This window comes from Gallionella capsiferriformans ES-2, assembly GCF_000145255.1.
Classification (GTDB): domain Bacteria; phylum Pseudomonadota; class Gammaproteobacteria; order Burkholderiales; family Gallionellaceae; genus Gallionella; species Gallionella capsiferriformans.
On the sequence record NC_014394.1, the window covers coordinates 254891 to 271454 of the forward strand.

Consider the following 16564-nt stretch of genomic DNA (forward strand, 5'->3'; position numbering starts at 1 on the left):
AACCTTTGCGAAATCAGATCCTTAAATCAATCTGATGTAACGAAGATTTAAATTGCGAAACATATATAACGCCTTAGTGGCAACACTGAGGACTTAACGTTATAGGGTCAAGCGAATAAGTGCATGTGGTGGATGCCTTGGCGATTACAGGCGATGAAAGACGTGATAGCCTGCGAAAAGCTACGGGGAGCTGGCAATAAGCTTTGATCCGTAGATATCTGAATGGGGAGACCCGGCCCTTCGGGGTCATCCGAAGCTGAATACATAGGCTTCGTGAAGCGAACTCAGGGAACTGAAACATCTAAGTACCTGAAGGAAAAGAAATCAACCGAGATTCCGTAAGTAGTGGCGAGCGAACACGGAGCAGCCTGTAACTTTTAGCATCATTGTTAACCAAACAGTCTGGAAAGTCTGACCATAGTGGGTGATAGTCCCGTAGGTAAAAACAGTGGTGTGGAACTAGGGTTACGACAAGTAGGGCGGGGCACGAGAAACCTTGTCTGAATATGGGGGGACCATCCTCCAAGGCTAAATACTCGTAATCGACCGATAGTGAACCAGTACCGTGAGGGAAAGGCGAAAAGAACCCCGGAAGGGGAGTGAAATAGATCCTGAAACCGCATGCATACAAACAGTGGGAGCGGACTTGTTCCGTGACTGCGTACCTTTTGTATAATGGGTCAGCGACTTACGTTCAGTAGCGAGCTTAACCGAATAGGGGAGGCGTAGGGAAACCGAGTCTGATAAGGGCGATAGTTGCTGGGCGTAGACCCGAAACCAAGTGATCTATCCATGGCCAGGATGAAGGTTGGGTAAAACCAACTGGAGGTCCGAACCCACTAATGTTGAAAAATTAGGGGATGAGCTGTGGATAGGGGTGAAAGGCTAAACAAACTTGGAAATAGCTGGTTCTCTCCGAAAACTATTTAGGTAGTGCCTCACGTATCACTCTCGGGGGTAGAGCACTGTCATGGCTAGGGGTCTATTGCTGATTACCAAACCATTGCAAACTCCGAATACCGAGAAGTGCGAGCGTGGGAGACAGACATCGGGTGCTAACGTCCGGTGTCAAGAGGGAAACAACCCAGACCGCCGATTAAGGTCCCCAAGACATAGTTAAGTGGAAAACGAAGTGGGAAGGCTAAAACAGTCAGGATGTTGGCTTAGAAGCAGCCATCATTTAAAGAAAGCGTAATAGCTCACTGATCGAGTCGTCCTGCGCGGAAGATGTAACGGGGCTCAAACTATGCACCGAAATCGCGGATATTGAACACTCTATATGGGTGTTGATATGGTAGGAGAGCGTTCTGTAGGCCTGCGAAGGTGTCCTGTGAGGGATGCTGGAGGTATCAGAAGTGCGAATGCTGACATGAGTAGCGATAAAGGGAGTGAAAGGCTCCCTCACCGAAAGCCCAAGGTTTCCTGCGCAACGTTCATCGGCGCAGGGTGAGTCGGCCCCTAAGGCGAGGCAGAAATGCGTAGTCGATGGGAAACAGGTTAATATTCCTGTACCTCAATATAATGCGATGTGGGGACGGAGAAGGTTAGGCAAGCAGTCTGTTGGAATAGGCTGTTCAAGCGTGTAGGGAGATCTCTTAGGCAAATCCGGGAGGTCAATTCTGAGGCGTGATAACGATTGCTCTTTGAGCGAGAAGTTGCTGATACCAAGCTTCCAAGAAAAGCCACTAAGCTTCAGTTATATTGGGACCGTACCGCAAACCGACACAGGTGGGCAGGATGAGAATTCTAAGGTGCTTGAGAGAACTCGGGTGAAGGAACTCGGCAAATTTGCACCGTAACTTCGGGAGAAGGTGCGCCCCGGTAGAGTGTAGGACTTCGCGTCCGAAGCTCGATGGGGTTGCAGTGAAATGGTGGCTGCGACTGTTTATTAAAAACACAGCACTCTGCAAACACGAAAGTGGACGTATAGAGTGTGACGCCTGCCCGGTGCTGGAAGATTAAATGATGGGGTGCAAGCTCTTGATTGAAGTCCCAGTAAACGGCGGCCGTAACTATAACGGTCCTAAGGTAGCGAAATTCCTTGTCGGGTAAGTTCCGACCTGCACGAATGGCGTAACGATGGCCACACTGTCTCCACCCGAGACTCAGCGAAGTTGAAATGTTTGTGAAGATGCAATCTACCCGAGGCTAGACGGAAAGACCCCATGAACCTTTACTGTAGCTTTGCATTGGATTTTGAATAGACCTGTGTAGGATAGCTGGGAGGCTGTGAAGTAGGGACGCCAGTTCTTATGGAGCCAACCTTGAAATACCAGCCTGGTGTGTTTGAGATTCTAACCTAGACCCCTTATCGGGGTTGGGGACCGTGCATGGTAGGCAGTTTGACTGGGGCGGTCTCCTCCCAAATTGTAACGGAGGAGTACGAAGGTATCCTAGGTACGGTCGGACATCGTACTGATAGTGCAATGGCAAAAGGATGCTTAACTGCGAGACTGACAAGTCGAGCAGATACGAAAGTAGGTCATAGTGATCCGGTGGTTCTGTATGGAAGGGCCATCGCTCAACGGATAAAAGGTACTCTGGGGATAACAGGCTGATTCCTCCCAAGAGTTCATATCGACGGGGGAGTTTGGCACCTCGATGTCGGCTCATCACATCCTGGGGCTGTAGCCGGTCCCAAGGGTATGGCTGTTCGCCATTTAAAGTGGTACGTGAGCTGGGTTTAAAACGTCGTGAGACAGTTTGGTCCCTATCTGCCTTGGGCGTTGGAAATTTGAAGGGACCTGCTCCTAGTACGAGAGGACCGGAGTGGACAGATCTCTGGTGTACCGGTTATCACGCCAGTGGTATTGCCGGGTAGCTAAATCTGGAAGAGATAACCGCTGAAAGCATCTAAGCGGGAAACTCGCCTTGAGATAAGATTTCCCTAGGCTTTAAGCCTTCTAAAGAGTCGTTCGAGACCAGGACGTTGATAGGTTGGGTGTGGAAGCGCAGTAATGCGTTAAGCTAACCAATACTAATTGCTCGTGAGGCTTGATCCTATAACATTAAGTAGGGCTGATAAAACGGTCTTATATATGTAACGCAAGTACAATCAAAGACTTACTTTACTTCTTCCAGATAATGTTTCTTGAAACCATGTATAATGGCGGCAAGAAACAACAAACATAGTGGTTTGCAGAACATCGCAAACGACTTACCAGTTTGTCTGACGACCATAGCGAGTTGGTCCCACTCCTTCCCATCCCGAACAGGACAGTGAAACGACTCCGCGCCAATGATAGTGTGGATTACCCATGTGAAAGTAGGTCATCGTCAGACTCCTTATATGCATAACCCCCTCCGGAAACGGCGGGGGTTTTTGCTTTAATTGCATTCAATAATAGACCTGCTTGAACGAAGGGACAACAAGACGCCGTGGTTCAGCGCGGCTTGTGTAGGCGGCACAAGAATCTACATTGGACGGAACCAAAGTCGGTCATGAGCCTGTCTTATAAAAATCTGCCATACAGCCTGATATTGGTTATATGATTTGCTGGCATAGTCAAGGTCGACATAATCATCTCTTGCTAGAAAAGTTGAACGTCATCCGTAAAGTGTTCAGCGGTCAAATTTCCTTCTGCGATTAACCCTTCATAGAAGCAGACCTGATTTCTACCATGCTCTTTAGCGTAATATAGTGCCTGATCTGCGCGGCCAACGAGTGTTGATGGGTCGTCTTTTCCGTTAAGACAGGTAAAGCCGATGCTGATTGTGACGCGCCCGACTTGCGGGAAATCATAGCATTCTATTGCTGTGCGGAACCGCTCTAAAACTTTTGAAGCATCAACTTCGCAGGTTCTGTCCAGAACGACGACGAATTCCTCACCGCCGAAACGAAATAACTTATCAGTCTGTCTAAAATTTCTACGCATACAGCGGGATAATAACAACAATACCTCGTCGCCATACAAGTGTCCGAATTCATCGTTGATGCGCTTAAAGTGGTCAATATCCATCACGGCTAGCCAGTGAGGAAGTTCAGATGAGGGGGGCTTTCTCGAATGAGAATTGATCTCGATTTTTTGGACTTCTGCATCCGTGCATTCTGTCAGCATTTTCTCAAGATTGTTGTCGAAAGTGCGTCGATTAAGTAATCCTGTCAGCGTATCCGTCTCACTTTCATCAAGCAAATTCAGATAGTTGCTGTAGATCGTCAAAATGTCGCGGGGTAACGACAGTGATTGATCGAAATTGGCGTTAGTGATTATAACCAGTAAGGCTGTAATTTCTTGTTGGCCATAAATCGGAATGGTCACGCTAGTTGTGTGTGCATCCAATGAAGTAATAGATTCACATCGTGAATCAATTACACTTTTAAATTCTAATCGGTCAGAAATGATGATGCTCGGCTCTGCAATTTGGTCAGGCGGGATAGCTGTGCCGGCCTGAGCAACAAGAATAGCTTCATCACCCACCAGTCGGTATAGGGTGATTACGCTTTGTTCCATGAGTTCGGATAAGGTTGCAACCAGCGTTCTTGCAAGAAGTTCACGATCTCTTTGCCCTGTCATCGCGGCCAATGACTGTAACGCGTGGTTTAGCGAACTATTTAAGTCAGGAAGTAGCATGGTGTGTTGCCTTCAAAATATCCCTACATGGTGGAATGATCGCATTGCACTCTGCTGCACTGGCGTCGCATGTGATTTTGCAGCCCGCTCTACGATGAGGAGCAGCGAGAGCAGTGATGATCTTTGGTAATTACGCTGTGTCGGAAGCTCATGTCTAATGCATTAACCGTTAAAAGTTTGCCTGAAAGTCCGGGCTGGATGCCGATAAGTAGTTTGAGTGTTTCAGCCGCTTGGATTGTGCCAATGATGCCAGCTAAAGGTGAAAAAATACCTGTTGTAGCACACCGTAAATTTTCGGCGTCAGAGTCTTCAGGAAACAGGCAGTTATAGCACGCAGCATTCGGGTCTCTGAAATCAAATACAGACGCCTGGCCAGAAAACAGGATAGCCGCGCCGGAAATGAGGGGCGTATGGTGGGTCTTGCAGGCCTGATTAACGGCGTATCGTGTCGAAAAATTATCGCTGCAATCTAAAACGACATCGTGGAGTGCGACGAGCTGGTTAAGGTCGGTCTGGTTGACGCGTGATTCGAATTGAATGCAGTGCGTTTCCGGATTGATATCCAGAATGGCAGCAGCGGCAGAGCCGACTTTGGATTGACCAATACTGGAAGTCCGGTGCGCGATTTGACGTTGCAAATTCGACAGATCGACGGAATCGTCATCGCACAATGTAATTTGACCAACGCCGCTAGCTGCCAGATAAAGCGAGGCCGGAGAGCCTAGGCCGCCTAGTCCTACAATAAGTACGCGCGATTCGATAAGTCGCTGCTGACCTTCGATGCCAATTTCGTCGAGCAAAATATGCCTGCCGTAACGCTGCAGTTGAAAGTCATCCATACGCTCGTATTACTCGAACTCGCGCAATGCAGGTGGCTTTCCTGCCGGGTCGGTATGGCTGTGCTGCCCCCCTATGCCGACAAATACTTCCTTTTCGTTCTTCTTTGTGATGTGACCGCGAATTTCCATGTTGTGGCGCGAGGTGTCTTCGCAGTAATGGATAATATTGCGACCGACATGATGCAAAAAACTTTGGTCGAGTTGGAAACCTTCTTGCTCCAGCGCATGCTCTAAACCTGCGAGTGTGTAGTTTTGCAAATTGTATTGAATTTCGACGGCGTAAGCACGTGAACTTGCGCATGCTTTTAGATTGGCGAGTCCACTCAAAATAGTCAGTGCGCGCTCGGCTTGTCCGGCGGGCTCAGTCGCAAACAAGAGTTCTCGTTTCTTTTCCAGATCGAAAGGATTTATCATGACAGGTTCCTTATCTCCTATTTTCCTTGCAGAATTTTCATGCCTTTTAGCAGGTTAAAAGCCTGATTTAACTGGTAATCATTTTTTGAACCATACTCGGTAGGCGGAAGCTTTTCAGTATTGCTCTTCGTGGACGAATCTGATTTGACGGTATTTGGCGTCTTCTCTTCAGGCTGTTTATCATTTGCTAAATGCTTTTCCAGATCAGCTTCGCGCAAACGGAACAAATTGTCAGATGCGGATGTTGAGGGGTCATCGGCAAGAATGTCCGGCACGATTCCCTTGGCTTGAATCGAACGTCCACCCGGTGTGTAATAGCGTGCCGTCGTTAGCTTGATGGCCGTGCTGTTTCCAAGCGGTAGCACCGTTTGTACTGAACCTTTGCCGAAGGTCTGGGTTCCCATGATGACGCCGCGCTTGTGATCTTGTAAGGCGCCTGCGACAATCTCGGAAGCGGATGCTGAGCCGCCGTTGACTAAGACAACCAAAGGTACGCTCTTAATCGAGGCAGGGATGTTTTTGATGTAGTCATTCTTGTTGCTGCCGCGCAGGTAGTATTCCGGCGATGCAGTGAGCCGCATCTTAGCATCTTCGGTGCGCCCTTCGGTATACACTACTAGGGCATCTTTGGCCAGGAAGGCGGCCGACACCGCAACGGCACCATCGAGCAAGCCACCCGGATCATTACGTAAATCTAGTACCAGCCCGCTTAGAGCCCCCTTATTTTCTTTGACCAGTTTATCCAGTGCAGTGGCGAGATTTTCTCCTGTATGTTCCTGAAATTGTGTTATGCGAACAAAACCGTAGCCGGGTTCAGCCAACTTGGCCTTGACGCTTTGCACCTTGATTACCGCTCTGACCACGGTAATGGTCAGCGGTTTGAGTTCGTTTTTACGCAGTATCGTCAGCACGATTTTGCTGCCCGGTTTGCCCCGCATACGCTTGACAGCATCGTTTAGGGACATGCCCTTGACCAGCGCATCATCCAATTTCAAAATCAGGTCGCCACTTTTGACCCCTGCCAGATAGGCCGGGGTGTCTTCTATAGGAGAGATCACTTTGACAAGTCCGTCTTCCATGCCAACTTCGATGCCTAATCCGCCAAATTCGCCTTGCGTTCCAACCTGCAAGTCTTTAAAGGCATCCGCATCAAGATAGGCTGAATGCGGGTCGAGCCCGTTGAGCATGCCGTTGATGGCCTCGGTGAAAAGTTTTTGATCGCTAACAGGTTCTACATAACTGTTTTTGATATGGCCGAACACCTCGGTGAAGGCGCGTAACTCTTCGATAGGAAGCGGAGAGACCAGCGTTTCTTTGTCGGCTAGGGCCGCAAAATGCAGGCTGAGCGCAACCCCTGCGACCAAACCAAACCCTACCAATCCCGCTTTTTCCATACGACGCATAGTTACTCCTTTTATTTTTTAGCCAGCCATTTTGCAGGATCGAGCGGTCGGCTTTCATGACGCAGTTCAAAGTATAAACCGGAATCTGCATTCCCACCGCTGTTGCCGACCGTTGAGATGGCATCTCCGCCGTGAATTTCATCGCCGACCTGTTTGTAAAGTGTTTCGTTGTTGCCATATAAGCTCATATAGGCATTGCCGTGATCGATGATCAGTAGATTGCCGAAGCCTCGCAACCAGTCGGCAAATACTACCCGGCCGGCAGCAATGGATCTGACGGGTTGTCCGTGAGCTGTGCTAATAAATAAGCCCTTCCAGATTACCGTGCTGTCGGGCCGGGTTGTGCCAAATTGATTGGTAATCTCACCTTTGACCGGTAAGGCGAGTTTGCCCATCAGTTCTTCGAAGGGCTTGCCGTCAAAGCGACTATCCGGAATGTTGGTGTTGTGAAATAAAGACTTGGTTTTTGGTTTTGCAAGCATTTGTGCGATCTTGCTCACCAGATTGGCCAGTCTGTTTTCGTCGTGCTGCAAGCGGGAAATTTCTTTACGTTGTTGCAAGAGTTGCTTAGAAATCTGTCCTAGAACCAGCTGCCTGTCTCGTTGATCTTGTCGTAACTTTTCTTTTTGAGTGGCTTGTTCTGTACGCAGATTGGTCAACGTTTCACTTTGAGTATGAACAGCCGCTGCGACGGCATCCAGTTCCTTGAGGTCACGTCGCAAACTGTCAAGCCAGATGGCACGGTTGCGCGCAATGTATTGAAAATATTGCAGGTCTCGTGCAACTTTATTCGGATCTTGATTGTCGAGCATCAGTTTGAGATAGTCGTGTTTGCCACCCAGATATTGCTGATATAACAATTTTTCAAGCAACGCCTGCTGGTCTGTTATATGTTGTTCCAGTTGCTGGCGTTGAATTTCGAGTACGCCGAGTTTTCGGTCGGCATCACGTTTTTGTTCAGATAATTGCGCAAGACGGCGATTACTGTCGCTGATGGCAAGCTCAGACGCGCGTAGTGAGTCTGCCGCTTCTGATTTGGATTCGCTGGTTTTAGCGATCTCACTTTGCATCTCCTTGATGCGCTGGCGCAGGTTCTCCAGTTCTTCCTGCTGGCTGGCCGAAGCTTGGCCAGCCAGCAAACACAGTGACAGTATCAGTGCAAATTTCACAATAGTTTGATCAAGCTGTGCCCTGTCATTTCTGCGGGTTGGGGCAGTCCCATCATATAGAGCAGGCTTGGCGCCAGATCACGCAGCGATCCGCCATCTGTGAGCGTGCAGGAGCGCCCTACATAGAGGAAGGGGACCGGATTAAGAGTATGCGCGGTATGCGCCTGATGAGTGGTGTTGTCCATCATCTGTTCAGCATTGCCGTGATCAGCAGTTAATATGACTTCACCGCCGATAGACTGCATCGCTTTGACGATGCGTCCGATACACACATCCAGCGTTTCGATCGCTTTGATCGCGGCTTCCATATTGCCGCTGTGTCCCACCATATCGCCATTCGCGTAGTTACAGACAATCAGTGGATACTGCTGGCTTAAAATGGCTGCCTCCAGTTTTTCTGTGACGGTAAATGCGCTCATCTCAGGTTGTAAGTCGTAGGTGGCCACTTTTGGGGAGGGAACCAGAATGCGGTCTTCGCCCGGATAGGGTTGCTCTTTGCCGCCGCTGAAGAAATAAGTGACGTGGGCGTATTTTTCAGTTTCAGCGATGCGCAACTGTTTCAGGCCGAGGTTCGCAACGTATTCGCCGATGTCGTTATGGATTGCCTCGGCCGTATAGGCGCATGGCAGAGTGAACTCGGATCCGTAGTTGCTGAGCGTGACGTAACGGCCGAATTTTGGCAGGCAGGCGCGCTCAAACCCGCTAAAGGCCTCATCGGTCAGCGCGCGGGTGATTTCGCGGGCGCGATCGGCACGGAAATTCATAAATACCACCACATCGCCATCCTGCATGGTGACAGTGGGTTCGCCCGCGCCACTGATTCGGGTGGGCTTGACGAATTCATCCGACTCGTCGCGCGCATAAGCGGCGTCCAAACCGCTTATGGCATCGGTTGCGTAATAGTCGGCGCGTCCTTGTGTCAGTAATTCATAGGCCGGTTGCACGCGTTCCCAGCGATTGTCGCGATCCATCACATAAAAACGCCCTACAATGCTGGCGATTTTTCCGACGCCTAATGCCGCACATTTATCCTGTAATGCCAGCAGGGAAGGTGCTGCACTTTTCGGCGGGGTGTCGCGGCCATCGAGAAAGGCGTGCAGGTAGACTTTTTTGAGCCCGTTTTTAGCTGCCATTTCCAGCATGGCGTGGATGTGGCTTTCGTGACTGTGCACGCCACCTGCCGAGAGTAGTCCCATGATGTGTAGTGCGCTGTCATTGCTTTTTGCGACTGAAATTGCATCCGACAACGCGGGATTTTTGAAAAAACTACCGTCCTCAATCGCGACATCAACACGGCTCAAGTCCTGATACACAATGCGTCCTGCGCCGATGTTCAGATGCCCTACTTCAGAATTCCCCATCTGATGTGAGGGGAGGCCGACATGCTTTTCGGATGCATTGATCAGCGTGTGCGGATAAGTCTGCCACAGCGCATCCCAGTTGGGTTTTCGTGCGGCCAGAATAGCATTGGAGTCAGTTTCTTCGCGGTAGCCGAAGCCATCCAGAATAAGCAATAAGACAGGGGTCGCTTTCATTGGGGTAGAATATTAGCAGTTGTTAATTTAATGGGCTTATTTTAACCGAATTGGCCGACGAGCGTGTTATTAAGGGACGAGAATGACGAACAGATTAATCGATAAAGAAGAGGATATTCAGCAGGCATCACAAGCAATCAAGGCTATTGCGCACCCGTTGCGTTTGAAAATTTTGTGCGTACTGGATGATCAGGAAATCAGCGTTCAGGATATCGTTGAGCATGTCGGTACATCGCAAAGTAATATCTCGCAACATTTGGCGATTTTACGGGATAAAGGGGTGTTGTCGACCCGCAAGGAAGCGAATAAGGTGTATTACCGGATTGGAGATTTGCGCACGCTCAAACTCGTTAGTATGATGCGTGAGGTGTTTTGTACTTCGTAGCGGATTGAATTAAAGGTAAGGTTCGTTAAGTTTTTGTGCTGCTGATTAGGATGCTGCTGTCAAATTTACTGTTTTTTGCAACCTAAAGCATTAGAGATTCATTATATAATAATATTCAAGTTTGGTCGCCTGCATGAGTCGGGGGCGTGCTGCACTTAAATCGAAGTATTCGTTGTATTTAAAACAATTAACACATTTGAAGGGACGCAAATGGCACGAGTCGTGATTTTAGGGGCAGGGATCGCAGGGCATACCGCGGCCAGGCATTTGAACAAAATGATAGGCCGACATCATGAGATTGTTGTCGTATCGCCTAATGCGAAATGGAACTGGATACCGTCCAACATCTGGGTGGGTGTAGGCCAAATGAAGGAGGAGGAGGTAACCTTCGATCTGGCCGACGTGTACAAAAAAACCAGTGTCAGCTTTCGTCAAGCGCGAGCGCTCTCAATTAGCCCGGCAGGCGATGCCGGGAGTGATAGCCCTTTCGTGATGGTCGAATACACCCATCCTGACAAAGCGGGTGTGACGGAAAAAATCACTTACGATTATCTGATCAATGCCACAGGACCGAAGCTAAATTTTGGCGCGACCGAAGGCTTGGGGCCTGAACACGGTCACACCGTTTCGGTTTGCACGGCAAGCCATGCGATCGAAGCTAATAAAAAGCTCCAGTTGATTATTGACGATATGCGCAAAGGCGAGCGGCGCACGATTGTCATTGGTACCGGGCATGGCATGTGTACTTGTCAGGGCGCTGCATTCGAATATATTTACAATGTCGATCATACGCTGCGTGAAGCGGGCGTCCGTCACATGGCGCGCATTGTTTGGCTCAGCAATGAGTATGAGCTGGGCGACTTTGGGATGGGCGGCGTGCATATCAAGCGTGGCGGCTACATCACCAACGGCAAGACATTTGCCGAGTCACTGATGGTTGAGCGTGGCATCGAATGGATTACCCGCGCCCATGTGAAAAAAGTCGAAGCCGGAAAAATTCACTATGAAATTCTCGATGGTAGTTTTCACGAACTGGCATTCGATTTCTCGATGTTGATCCCGCCTTTTGCAGGGGTGGGTCTCAAGGCGTACGATAAGGCCGGTGAAGACATTACGAGTGCAGTCTTCGCGCCAAACGGTTTTATGAAAGTGGATGCCGATTACACGCCGCGTCCTTATCTGGAATGGAGTGCGCGCGATTGGCCGAGAACTTATCAAACGCCGGGCTATGCGAATATTTTCGCGGTCGGTATCGCATTTGCGCCGCCTCATATGATCAGCAAACCGATGCAAAGTGTGAATGGTACAGCGATCAATCCGACCGCGCCCAGAACGGGCATGCCTTCCGCTGCGATGGCAATGGCGGTGGCTAAGAGCATCACCGATATGATTAACGGCGCGCAAAAGCCTACCCATACCGCTTCGATGGCTGAAATGGGGGCTGCTTGTGTGGCGTCAACGGGTTCGCATGTATTTAAAGGAACGGCAGCTACCATGACCGTTTACCCTGTCGTACCGGACTTTGAAAAATATCCTGAATACGGGCGCGATCTTGATTTGACCTTTGGGGAAATCGGTCTGGCCGGTCACTGGATGAAATATTTATTGCATCATGCTTTCATCTATCAGGCAAAAATGAAACCGGGCTGGTCCATCATTCCCGATTAATAACCCAATTTTAGGAGCCGTCAATGTCAAACAAAGTTACCAATAGAGAGCCTTATCAGCAGGCATATTATCCGCCGTCACCAACCGGTTTTACACGCCACATGAGGACGTCTATCATCTGGCAGATGATGCGTTTTATCGTGATCAATTTTAAAATTCTTAAATTGATGGCAAAGTCGCACCATTGAGTTTGGTTGAGTGATTTCGAGCAGGCGGGAGAGTTGGCGCTTGTATTTTACCCAATATATTAGTATATTCTAATATATTGGGTTCGCGAGAACCAGAATGGATGAGGGAATTGCTGTGAAAAAACTGTGGTTAGTAAGTTTGCTGATGATGTCGACGGGTGTTGGTGCGGCTGAATTGGTGGCGCCGGTCGAGTATCGCGAGGTGGCACAGACTTATAGTGCGGAAGGTATGGTCGAGGCGACTCGGCAATCTACCGTTTCTGCGCAAATTGGCGGTCGGGTTAAGGAAGTGAATTTCGATGTAGGTGATAGCGTAAAAAAAGGCCAGATCATTTTGCGTATCGATGAGCGTGAGTCCGCGCAGGCGCTGGCTGGCAGTCAGGCGCAGGTGCAACAGGCGCAAGCTAACGCACAAAATGCCAGGTTGACCTATGAGCGTGCGCGCCAGTTGCTCGCGCAAAAATTTATTAGTCAGGCGGCGCTCGACAAAGCACAATCCGATTATAAGGTGGCGATAGCCCAAGCTGCGGCAAGCGAGGCAGGTGCCGGACAGGCGAGTCTCGCGCATGGATATACGGCCGTCGTTGCGCCGTATTCCGGTGTTGTGTCGGCACGCATGGTGGAATTGGGCGAGATGGTGATGCCGGGCAAACCTTTGATGACGGGTTTTGACCCGTCTGAGATGCGTGTGCTGGTCAGCGTGCCGCAATACAAGATCGGCAATATCGGTGCGCATCCCGAGGTGATGATCGAAGTGCCGTCTTTGAATCGCTGGATTAAAGCCGATTCAAGTAAAGTGCAACCGGTTGCCGATGCGCGTACGCATAGCACGCAAGTGCGTGTGTATCTTCCTGCGAATGAAGCCGGCTTGTATCCGGGGATGTTTGTGCGCGCCCATTTTGTCGTTGGCAAAGTCAAAAAACTGGTTATTCCTGCCAGCGCCGTGTTACGCCGCAGTGAAGTTGTCGCCACGTACGTGGTGGATGAAAAAGGTGCGGCCAGTTTGCGCCAGATTCGCGTGGGTGAAACTGCCGCTGAAGGATGGGTAGAAGTTTTATCAGGTTTGAAAGAGGGCGAGCGTGTGGCCCGCGATCCGGTTAAAGCAGGAATGAAACAGTAATTGATAATGATTAATTATCAATGGTTAACTAGGGGTTGATAGGGATGGGTATTTCAGGACGTATTGCCAGACATTTTTTACACTCGCAGATGACGCCGTTGCTCGCGCTAGTTGCCGTGTTGCTGGGGTTGTTTGCAGTGTTGGTCACCCCGCGCGAGGAAGAGCCGCAGATTAATGTCACGATGGCCAACGTGCTGATCGCCTACCCCGGCGCGTCGGCTCAGGATGTGGCGAAAACCGTTGCTACGCCTGCCGAGCAGGTGCTCTCGCAAATCGCCGGCGTCGATCACGTGTACTCGGTCGCGCAACCGGGGATGGCGGTGATCACCGTGCAATTCAAGGTCGGCGAAGCGCATGTGCCGTCCTTGGTTAAGCTGTACGATGTGGTACATTCCCATTCAGACTGGTTGCCGCAAACGTTAGGCGTCTCGCAGCCTATTATCAAAGCAAAAGGCATCGACGACGTGCCTATCGTGGCATTGACGTTGTGGCGAAATCAGCAGATTGGCGGTGGACTTGAACTCACGCAGGTGGCGCATGCCATTGAAGCGGAGTTGAAACGCGTGCCCGGTACCCGCGAGGTGTCGACGTTAGGCGGTACGCAGCGTCAGGTGCGTGTGCTGCTCAACCCCGAAAGTCTGAATGCGTATCAGTTGTCCATGCAGGATGTGCGCGCTGCGTTGCAGTCGGCCAATGTGTCGGAAAATGCCGGGACACTGGTGCAGGACAATCGCGAAGTGCTGGTGCAGACGGGCAGTTTTCTGACCGATGCGAACGAAGTGCGACAATTGGTGGTCGGTGTATCGAACAACAAGCCGGTGTTTTTGCGCGATGTAGCCGATGTGCAGGATGGTGCCGATCAGCCGGGCAGTTATGTCTGGCTGGGAACGGGGCCTGCTGCCGATGATAAAGGGATTAAAGCGCGCGGTGAATTTACGGCCGTCACGGTCGCGATTTCCAAGAAGCCCGGTGCCAATGCGGTGGAGGTCGCCGATGGCTTGCTTGCCCGCGTGGCGGAGCTCAAAGGCTCGGTGATTCCTGCTGATGTGGAAGTTAGCACCACGCGCAATTACGGCGAAACGGCCAACGACAAGGCCATGAAGCTGATCAAGAAGCTGCTGTTTGCCACGGCGGCCGTTGTCGCGCTGGTTTGGCTGGCCATGGGTCGCCGTGAGGCGATGGTGGTGGGGGGTGCAGTGTTGTTGACGCTGGCAGCAACGCTGTTTGCGTCCTGGGCGTGGGGCTTTACGCTCAACCGTGTTTCCTTGTTTGCTTTGATTTTTTCAATCGGGATTCTGGTGGATGATGCAATCGTGGTGGTTGAAAACATCCATCGTCACCGCGCCTTGACACCAGATCAGCCCTTGTCGCAAATTATTCCCGCCGCAGTCGATGAGGTTGGCAGTCCGACGATACTGGCGACCTTTACGGTGATCGCGGCTTTGTTGCCGATGGCCTTCGTCAGTGGATTGATGGGACCGTACATGAGCCCGATTCCGATTAATGCCAGCATGGGAATGTTGATTTCACTCGCGGTGGCGTTTGTCATCACGCCGTGGCTGGTGCTGCGTTTTGCAGGTTCGCATCACGAGTCGGTCAAAGAGGATGGCGAATCGGCTATCAGCGGATTTTTTCACAGGGTATTGAGTCCGTTTTTGAACGGTGCTCAGGGCAAACCGGCACGGCGCAAGTTGTGGCTTGGGATACTGGCCGGACTCGTGCTGGCCGTATCGCTCGGGGTTGTGAAGCTGGTGATTTTGAAAATGCTGCCGTTTGACAATAAGTCCGAATTTCAAGTGGTCGTGGATATGCCAACCGGTACGGCGCTTGAGCAAACCAATGCGGTGCTGCACGATATCGGTGCATATCTGGCCACCGTGCCTGAAGTGACCGATTACGAAGCGTATGCCGGTGCTGCGTCCCCGATTAACTTCAACGGGCTGGTGCGCCAGTACTATCTGCGCAGCGGTGCCGATCAGGGCGATATTCAGGTCAATCTGCGTGAAAAGCATCATCGCAGTCGCAGTAGTCATCAGATCGCGACCGCGATGCTCGACCCTATACAGAAAATTGCGGCCAACTGGGGCGCTAAAGTCAAGATCGTTGAAGTGCCGCCCGGTCCGCCTGTGATGTCGCCGATCGTCGCAGAAATCTACGGGCCGGATTATGAAGGGGCACGTCGGGTTGCGAGCCAAGTGCGTGCACAGTTTGGCAAGACCGAGGGTATCGTCGGGATCGATGATACGGTCACTGAAGCGGCGCCCAAGCTGCAATTACGTGTCTTGCAAAGTAAGGCGGCCTTGTTGGGTGTTGCGCCGCGCGATATTGTCGATGTAATCGGCACGGCTTTGTCGGGACAGGATGTTGCGTCCTTGCACGACGCGAGTGCCAAATATGCGCCACCGTTACGTATCGGTTTGCCAGGTGAGCTGCGTAGCAGCATCGAAGAGGTGCTGAAACTGAAAGTGCGTGCGCGTGACGGTGTGCTGGTGCCGATTTCAGAAGTGGTGCAGGTGATCCCGGTGGCGCGTGATTATCCGATCTACCACAAGGATTTGCTGCCGGTCGTGTATGTGTTTGGTGATATGGCGGGTAAATTAGATAGTCCGCTGTACGGTATGTTCGGGATTAACGGGCAAATCAGTGGCACGCCGCTTGCGCAGGGCGGCAGTCTGAAAAGCTACTTCTTCAACACCCCCAGTGATCCTTATGCCGGTTATGCGTTGAAATGGGATGGTGAATGGCAGGTGACGTTTGAGACATTCCGCGATATGGGCATTGCCTATGGTGTCGGACTTATCTTGATTTATCTGCTGGTGGTCGCACAGTTCAAATCTTATCTGGTTCCCTTGATTATCATGGCACCGATTCCGCTGACCATCATCGGCGTGATGCCCGGTCACGCCTTGCTGGGTTCGCAATACACGGCAACATCGATGATCGGCATGATCGCGTTAGCAGGAATTATCGTGCGTAACTCGATCTTGCTGGTGGATTTTGTCAATTTGCAGCTGGCGGGTGGGATTCCTTTGCAGCAAGCTGTGATTGCCGCGGCCGGGGCGCGCGCCAAGCCGATTGTGCTGACCGGCTTAGCTGCGATGCTGGGCGCGTTCTTTATTCTGGATGATCCGATCTTCAACGGGCTGGCCATCTCCTTGATTTTCGGTATCCTCGTCTCCACCTTGCTGACACTAGTGGTGATTCCGGTGCTTTATTACGCCACGCTGTATAAAAAATTCCAGTAAAATTGTCGAAATTAAATTTAAGGAGCA

Annotated in this window: 11 protein-coding genes and 2 rRNA genes; 7 read left to right on the plus strand and 6 right to left on the minus strand. The window is 50.7% G+C overall.

The features are described 5' to 3' along the window. Positions 1 to 105: 105 nt before the first annotated feature. Positions 106 to 3002 (plus strand): 23S ribosomal RNA (locus tag GALF_RS01080). Between the two features lie 166 nt (positions 3003 to 3168). Further along, a 5S ribosomal RNA gene (gene rrf, locus GALF_RS01085) occupies positions 3169 to 3282 on the plus strand. 248 nt (positions 3283 to 3530) lie between these two features. Here rrf and GALF_RS01090 read toward each other — a convergent pair. From GALF_RS01090 to gpmI, 6 genes are all read right to left on the minus strand, one after another. Then, on the minus strand, positions 3531 to 4571 hold the full coding sequence (locus tag GALF_RS01090; RefSeq protein WP_013292195.1) for a GGDEF domain-containing protein: 1041 nt from the start codon (positions 4569 to 4571) through the stop codon (positions 3531 to 3533). Positions 4572 to 4660: 89 nt separating this feature from the next. Further along, positions 4661 to 5410 carry a HesA/MoeB/ThiF family protein gene (locus GALF_RS01095; protein WP_013292196.1) on the minus strand — a complete coding sequence of 250 codons (750 nt, stop codon included), beginning with the start codon at positions 5408 to 5410 and terminating at the stop codon, positions 4661 to 4663. Positions 5411 to 5419: 9 nt separating this feature from the next. Next, on the minus strand, positions 5420 to 5824 hold the full coding sequence (locus GALF_RS01100; RefSeq protein ID WP_013292197.1) for a hypothetical protein: 405 nt from the start codon (positions 5822 to 5824) through the stop codon (positions 5420 to 5422). A gap of 17 nt (positions 5825 to 5841) precedes the next feature. After that, positions 5842 to 7227 (minus strand): S41 family peptidase, encoded by a 1386-nt coding sequence (locus GALF_RS01105; RefSeq protein ID WP_013292198.1) that lies wholly within the window; start codon positions 7225 to 7227, stop codon positions 5842 to 5844. Positions 7228 to 7238: 11 nt separating this feature from the next. Then, entirely contained in the window at positions 7239 to 8396 is a 1158-nt protein-coding gene (locus GALF_RS01110; RefSeq protein WP_013292199.1) for a murein hydrolase activator EnvC family protein, read from the minus strand. Then, positions 8393 to 9931, minus strand: coding sequence for a 2,3-bisphosphoglycerate-independent phosphoglycerate mutase (gene gpmI, locus GALF_RS01115; protein ID WP_013292200.1), 1539 nt, complete (start codon positions 9929 to 9931; stop codon positions 8393 to 8395). The genes GALF_RS01110 and gpmI overlap by 4 nt, the downstream gene beginning before the upstream one ends. 82 nt (positions 9932 to 10013) lie before the next feature. Between gpmI and GALF_RS01120 the strand changes: the two genes are divergently transcribed. The 5 genes from GALF_RS01120 to GALF_RS01135 all read left to right on the plus strand — a co-directional run bounded on the left by GALF_RS01120 (position 10014) and on the right by GALF_RS01135 (position 16537). Beyond that, positions 10014 to 10316 carry an ArsR/SmtB family transcription factor gene (locus tag GALF_RS01120; protein ID WP_013292201.1) on the plus strand — a complete coding sequence of 101 codons (303 nt, stop codon included), beginning with the start codon at positions 10014 to 10016 and terminating at the stop codon, positions 10314 to 10316. A gap of 210 nt (positions 10317 to 10526) precedes the next feature. Continuing rightward, positions 10527 to 11984 (plus strand): NAD(P)/FAD-dependent oxidoreductase, encoded by a 1458-nt coding sequence (locus GALF_RS01125; protein WP_013292202.1) that lies wholly within the window; start codon positions 10527 to 10529, stop codon positions 11982 to 11984. A gap of 23 nt (positions 11985 to 12007) precedes the next feature. After that, positions 12008 to 12172, plus strand: coding sequence for a hypothetical protein (locus tag GALF_RS15635; protein ID WP_013292203.1), 165 nt, complete (start codon positions 12008 to 12010; stop codon positions 12170 to 12172). A 115-nt stretch (positions 12173 to 12287) separates the two neighbouring features. Continuing rightward, positions 12288 to 13292: an efflux RND transporter periplasmic adaptor subunit gene (locus GALF_RS01130; RefSeq protein WP_223293716.1), complete on the plus strand. Its 1005-nt coding sequence runs from the start codon at positions 12288 to 12290 to the stop codon at positions 13290 to 13292. Positions 13293 to 13336: 44 nt separating this feature from the next. After that, positions 13337 to 16537, plus strand: coding sequence for an efflux RND transporter permease subunit (locus tag GALF_RS01135; RefSeq protein WP_013292205.1), 3201 nt, complete (start codon positions 13337 to 13339; stop codon positions 16535 to 16537). Positions 16538 to 16564: the final 27 nt, after the last annotated feature.

Bases quoted from the DNA above. Each gene is read 5' to 3' on its own strand.
- GALF_RS01105 (WP_013292198.1), bottom strand. From the start codon at position 7,227: ATGCGTCGTATGGAAAAAGCGGGATTGGTAGGGTTTGGTTTGGTCGCA.
- GALF_RS01135 (WP_013292205.1), top strand. From the start codon at position 13,337: ATGGGTATTTCAGGACGTATTGCCAGACATTTTTTACACTCGCAGATG.
- GALF_RS01125 (WP_013292202.1), top strand. From the start codon at position 10,527: ATGGCACGAGTCGTGATTTTAGGGGCAGGGATCGCAGGGCATACCGCG.
- GALF_RS01100 (WP_013292197.1), bottom strand. From the start codon at position 5,824: ATGATAAATCCTTTCGATCTGGAAAAGAAACGAGAACTCTTGTTTGCG.
- GALF_RS01095 (WP_013292196.1), bottom strand. From the start codon at position 5,410: ATGGATGACTTTCAACTGCAGCGTTACGGCAGGCATATTTTGCTCGAC.
- GALF_RS01090 (WP_013292195.1), bottom strand. From the start codon at position 4,571: ATGCTACTTCCTGACTTAAATAGTTCGCTAAACCACGCGTTACAGTCA.
- GALF_RS01120 (WP_013292201.1), top strand. From the start codon at position 10,014: ATGACGAACAGATTAATCGATAAAGAAGAGGATATTCAGCAGGCATCA.
- gpmI (WP_013292200.1), bottom strand. From the start codon at position 9,931: ATGAAAGCGACCCCTGTCTTATTGCTTATTCTGGATGGCTTCGGCTAC.
- GALF_RS15635 (WP_013292203.1), top strand. From the start codon at position 12,008: ATGTCAAACAAAGTTACCAATAGAGAGCCTTATCAGCAGGCATATTAT.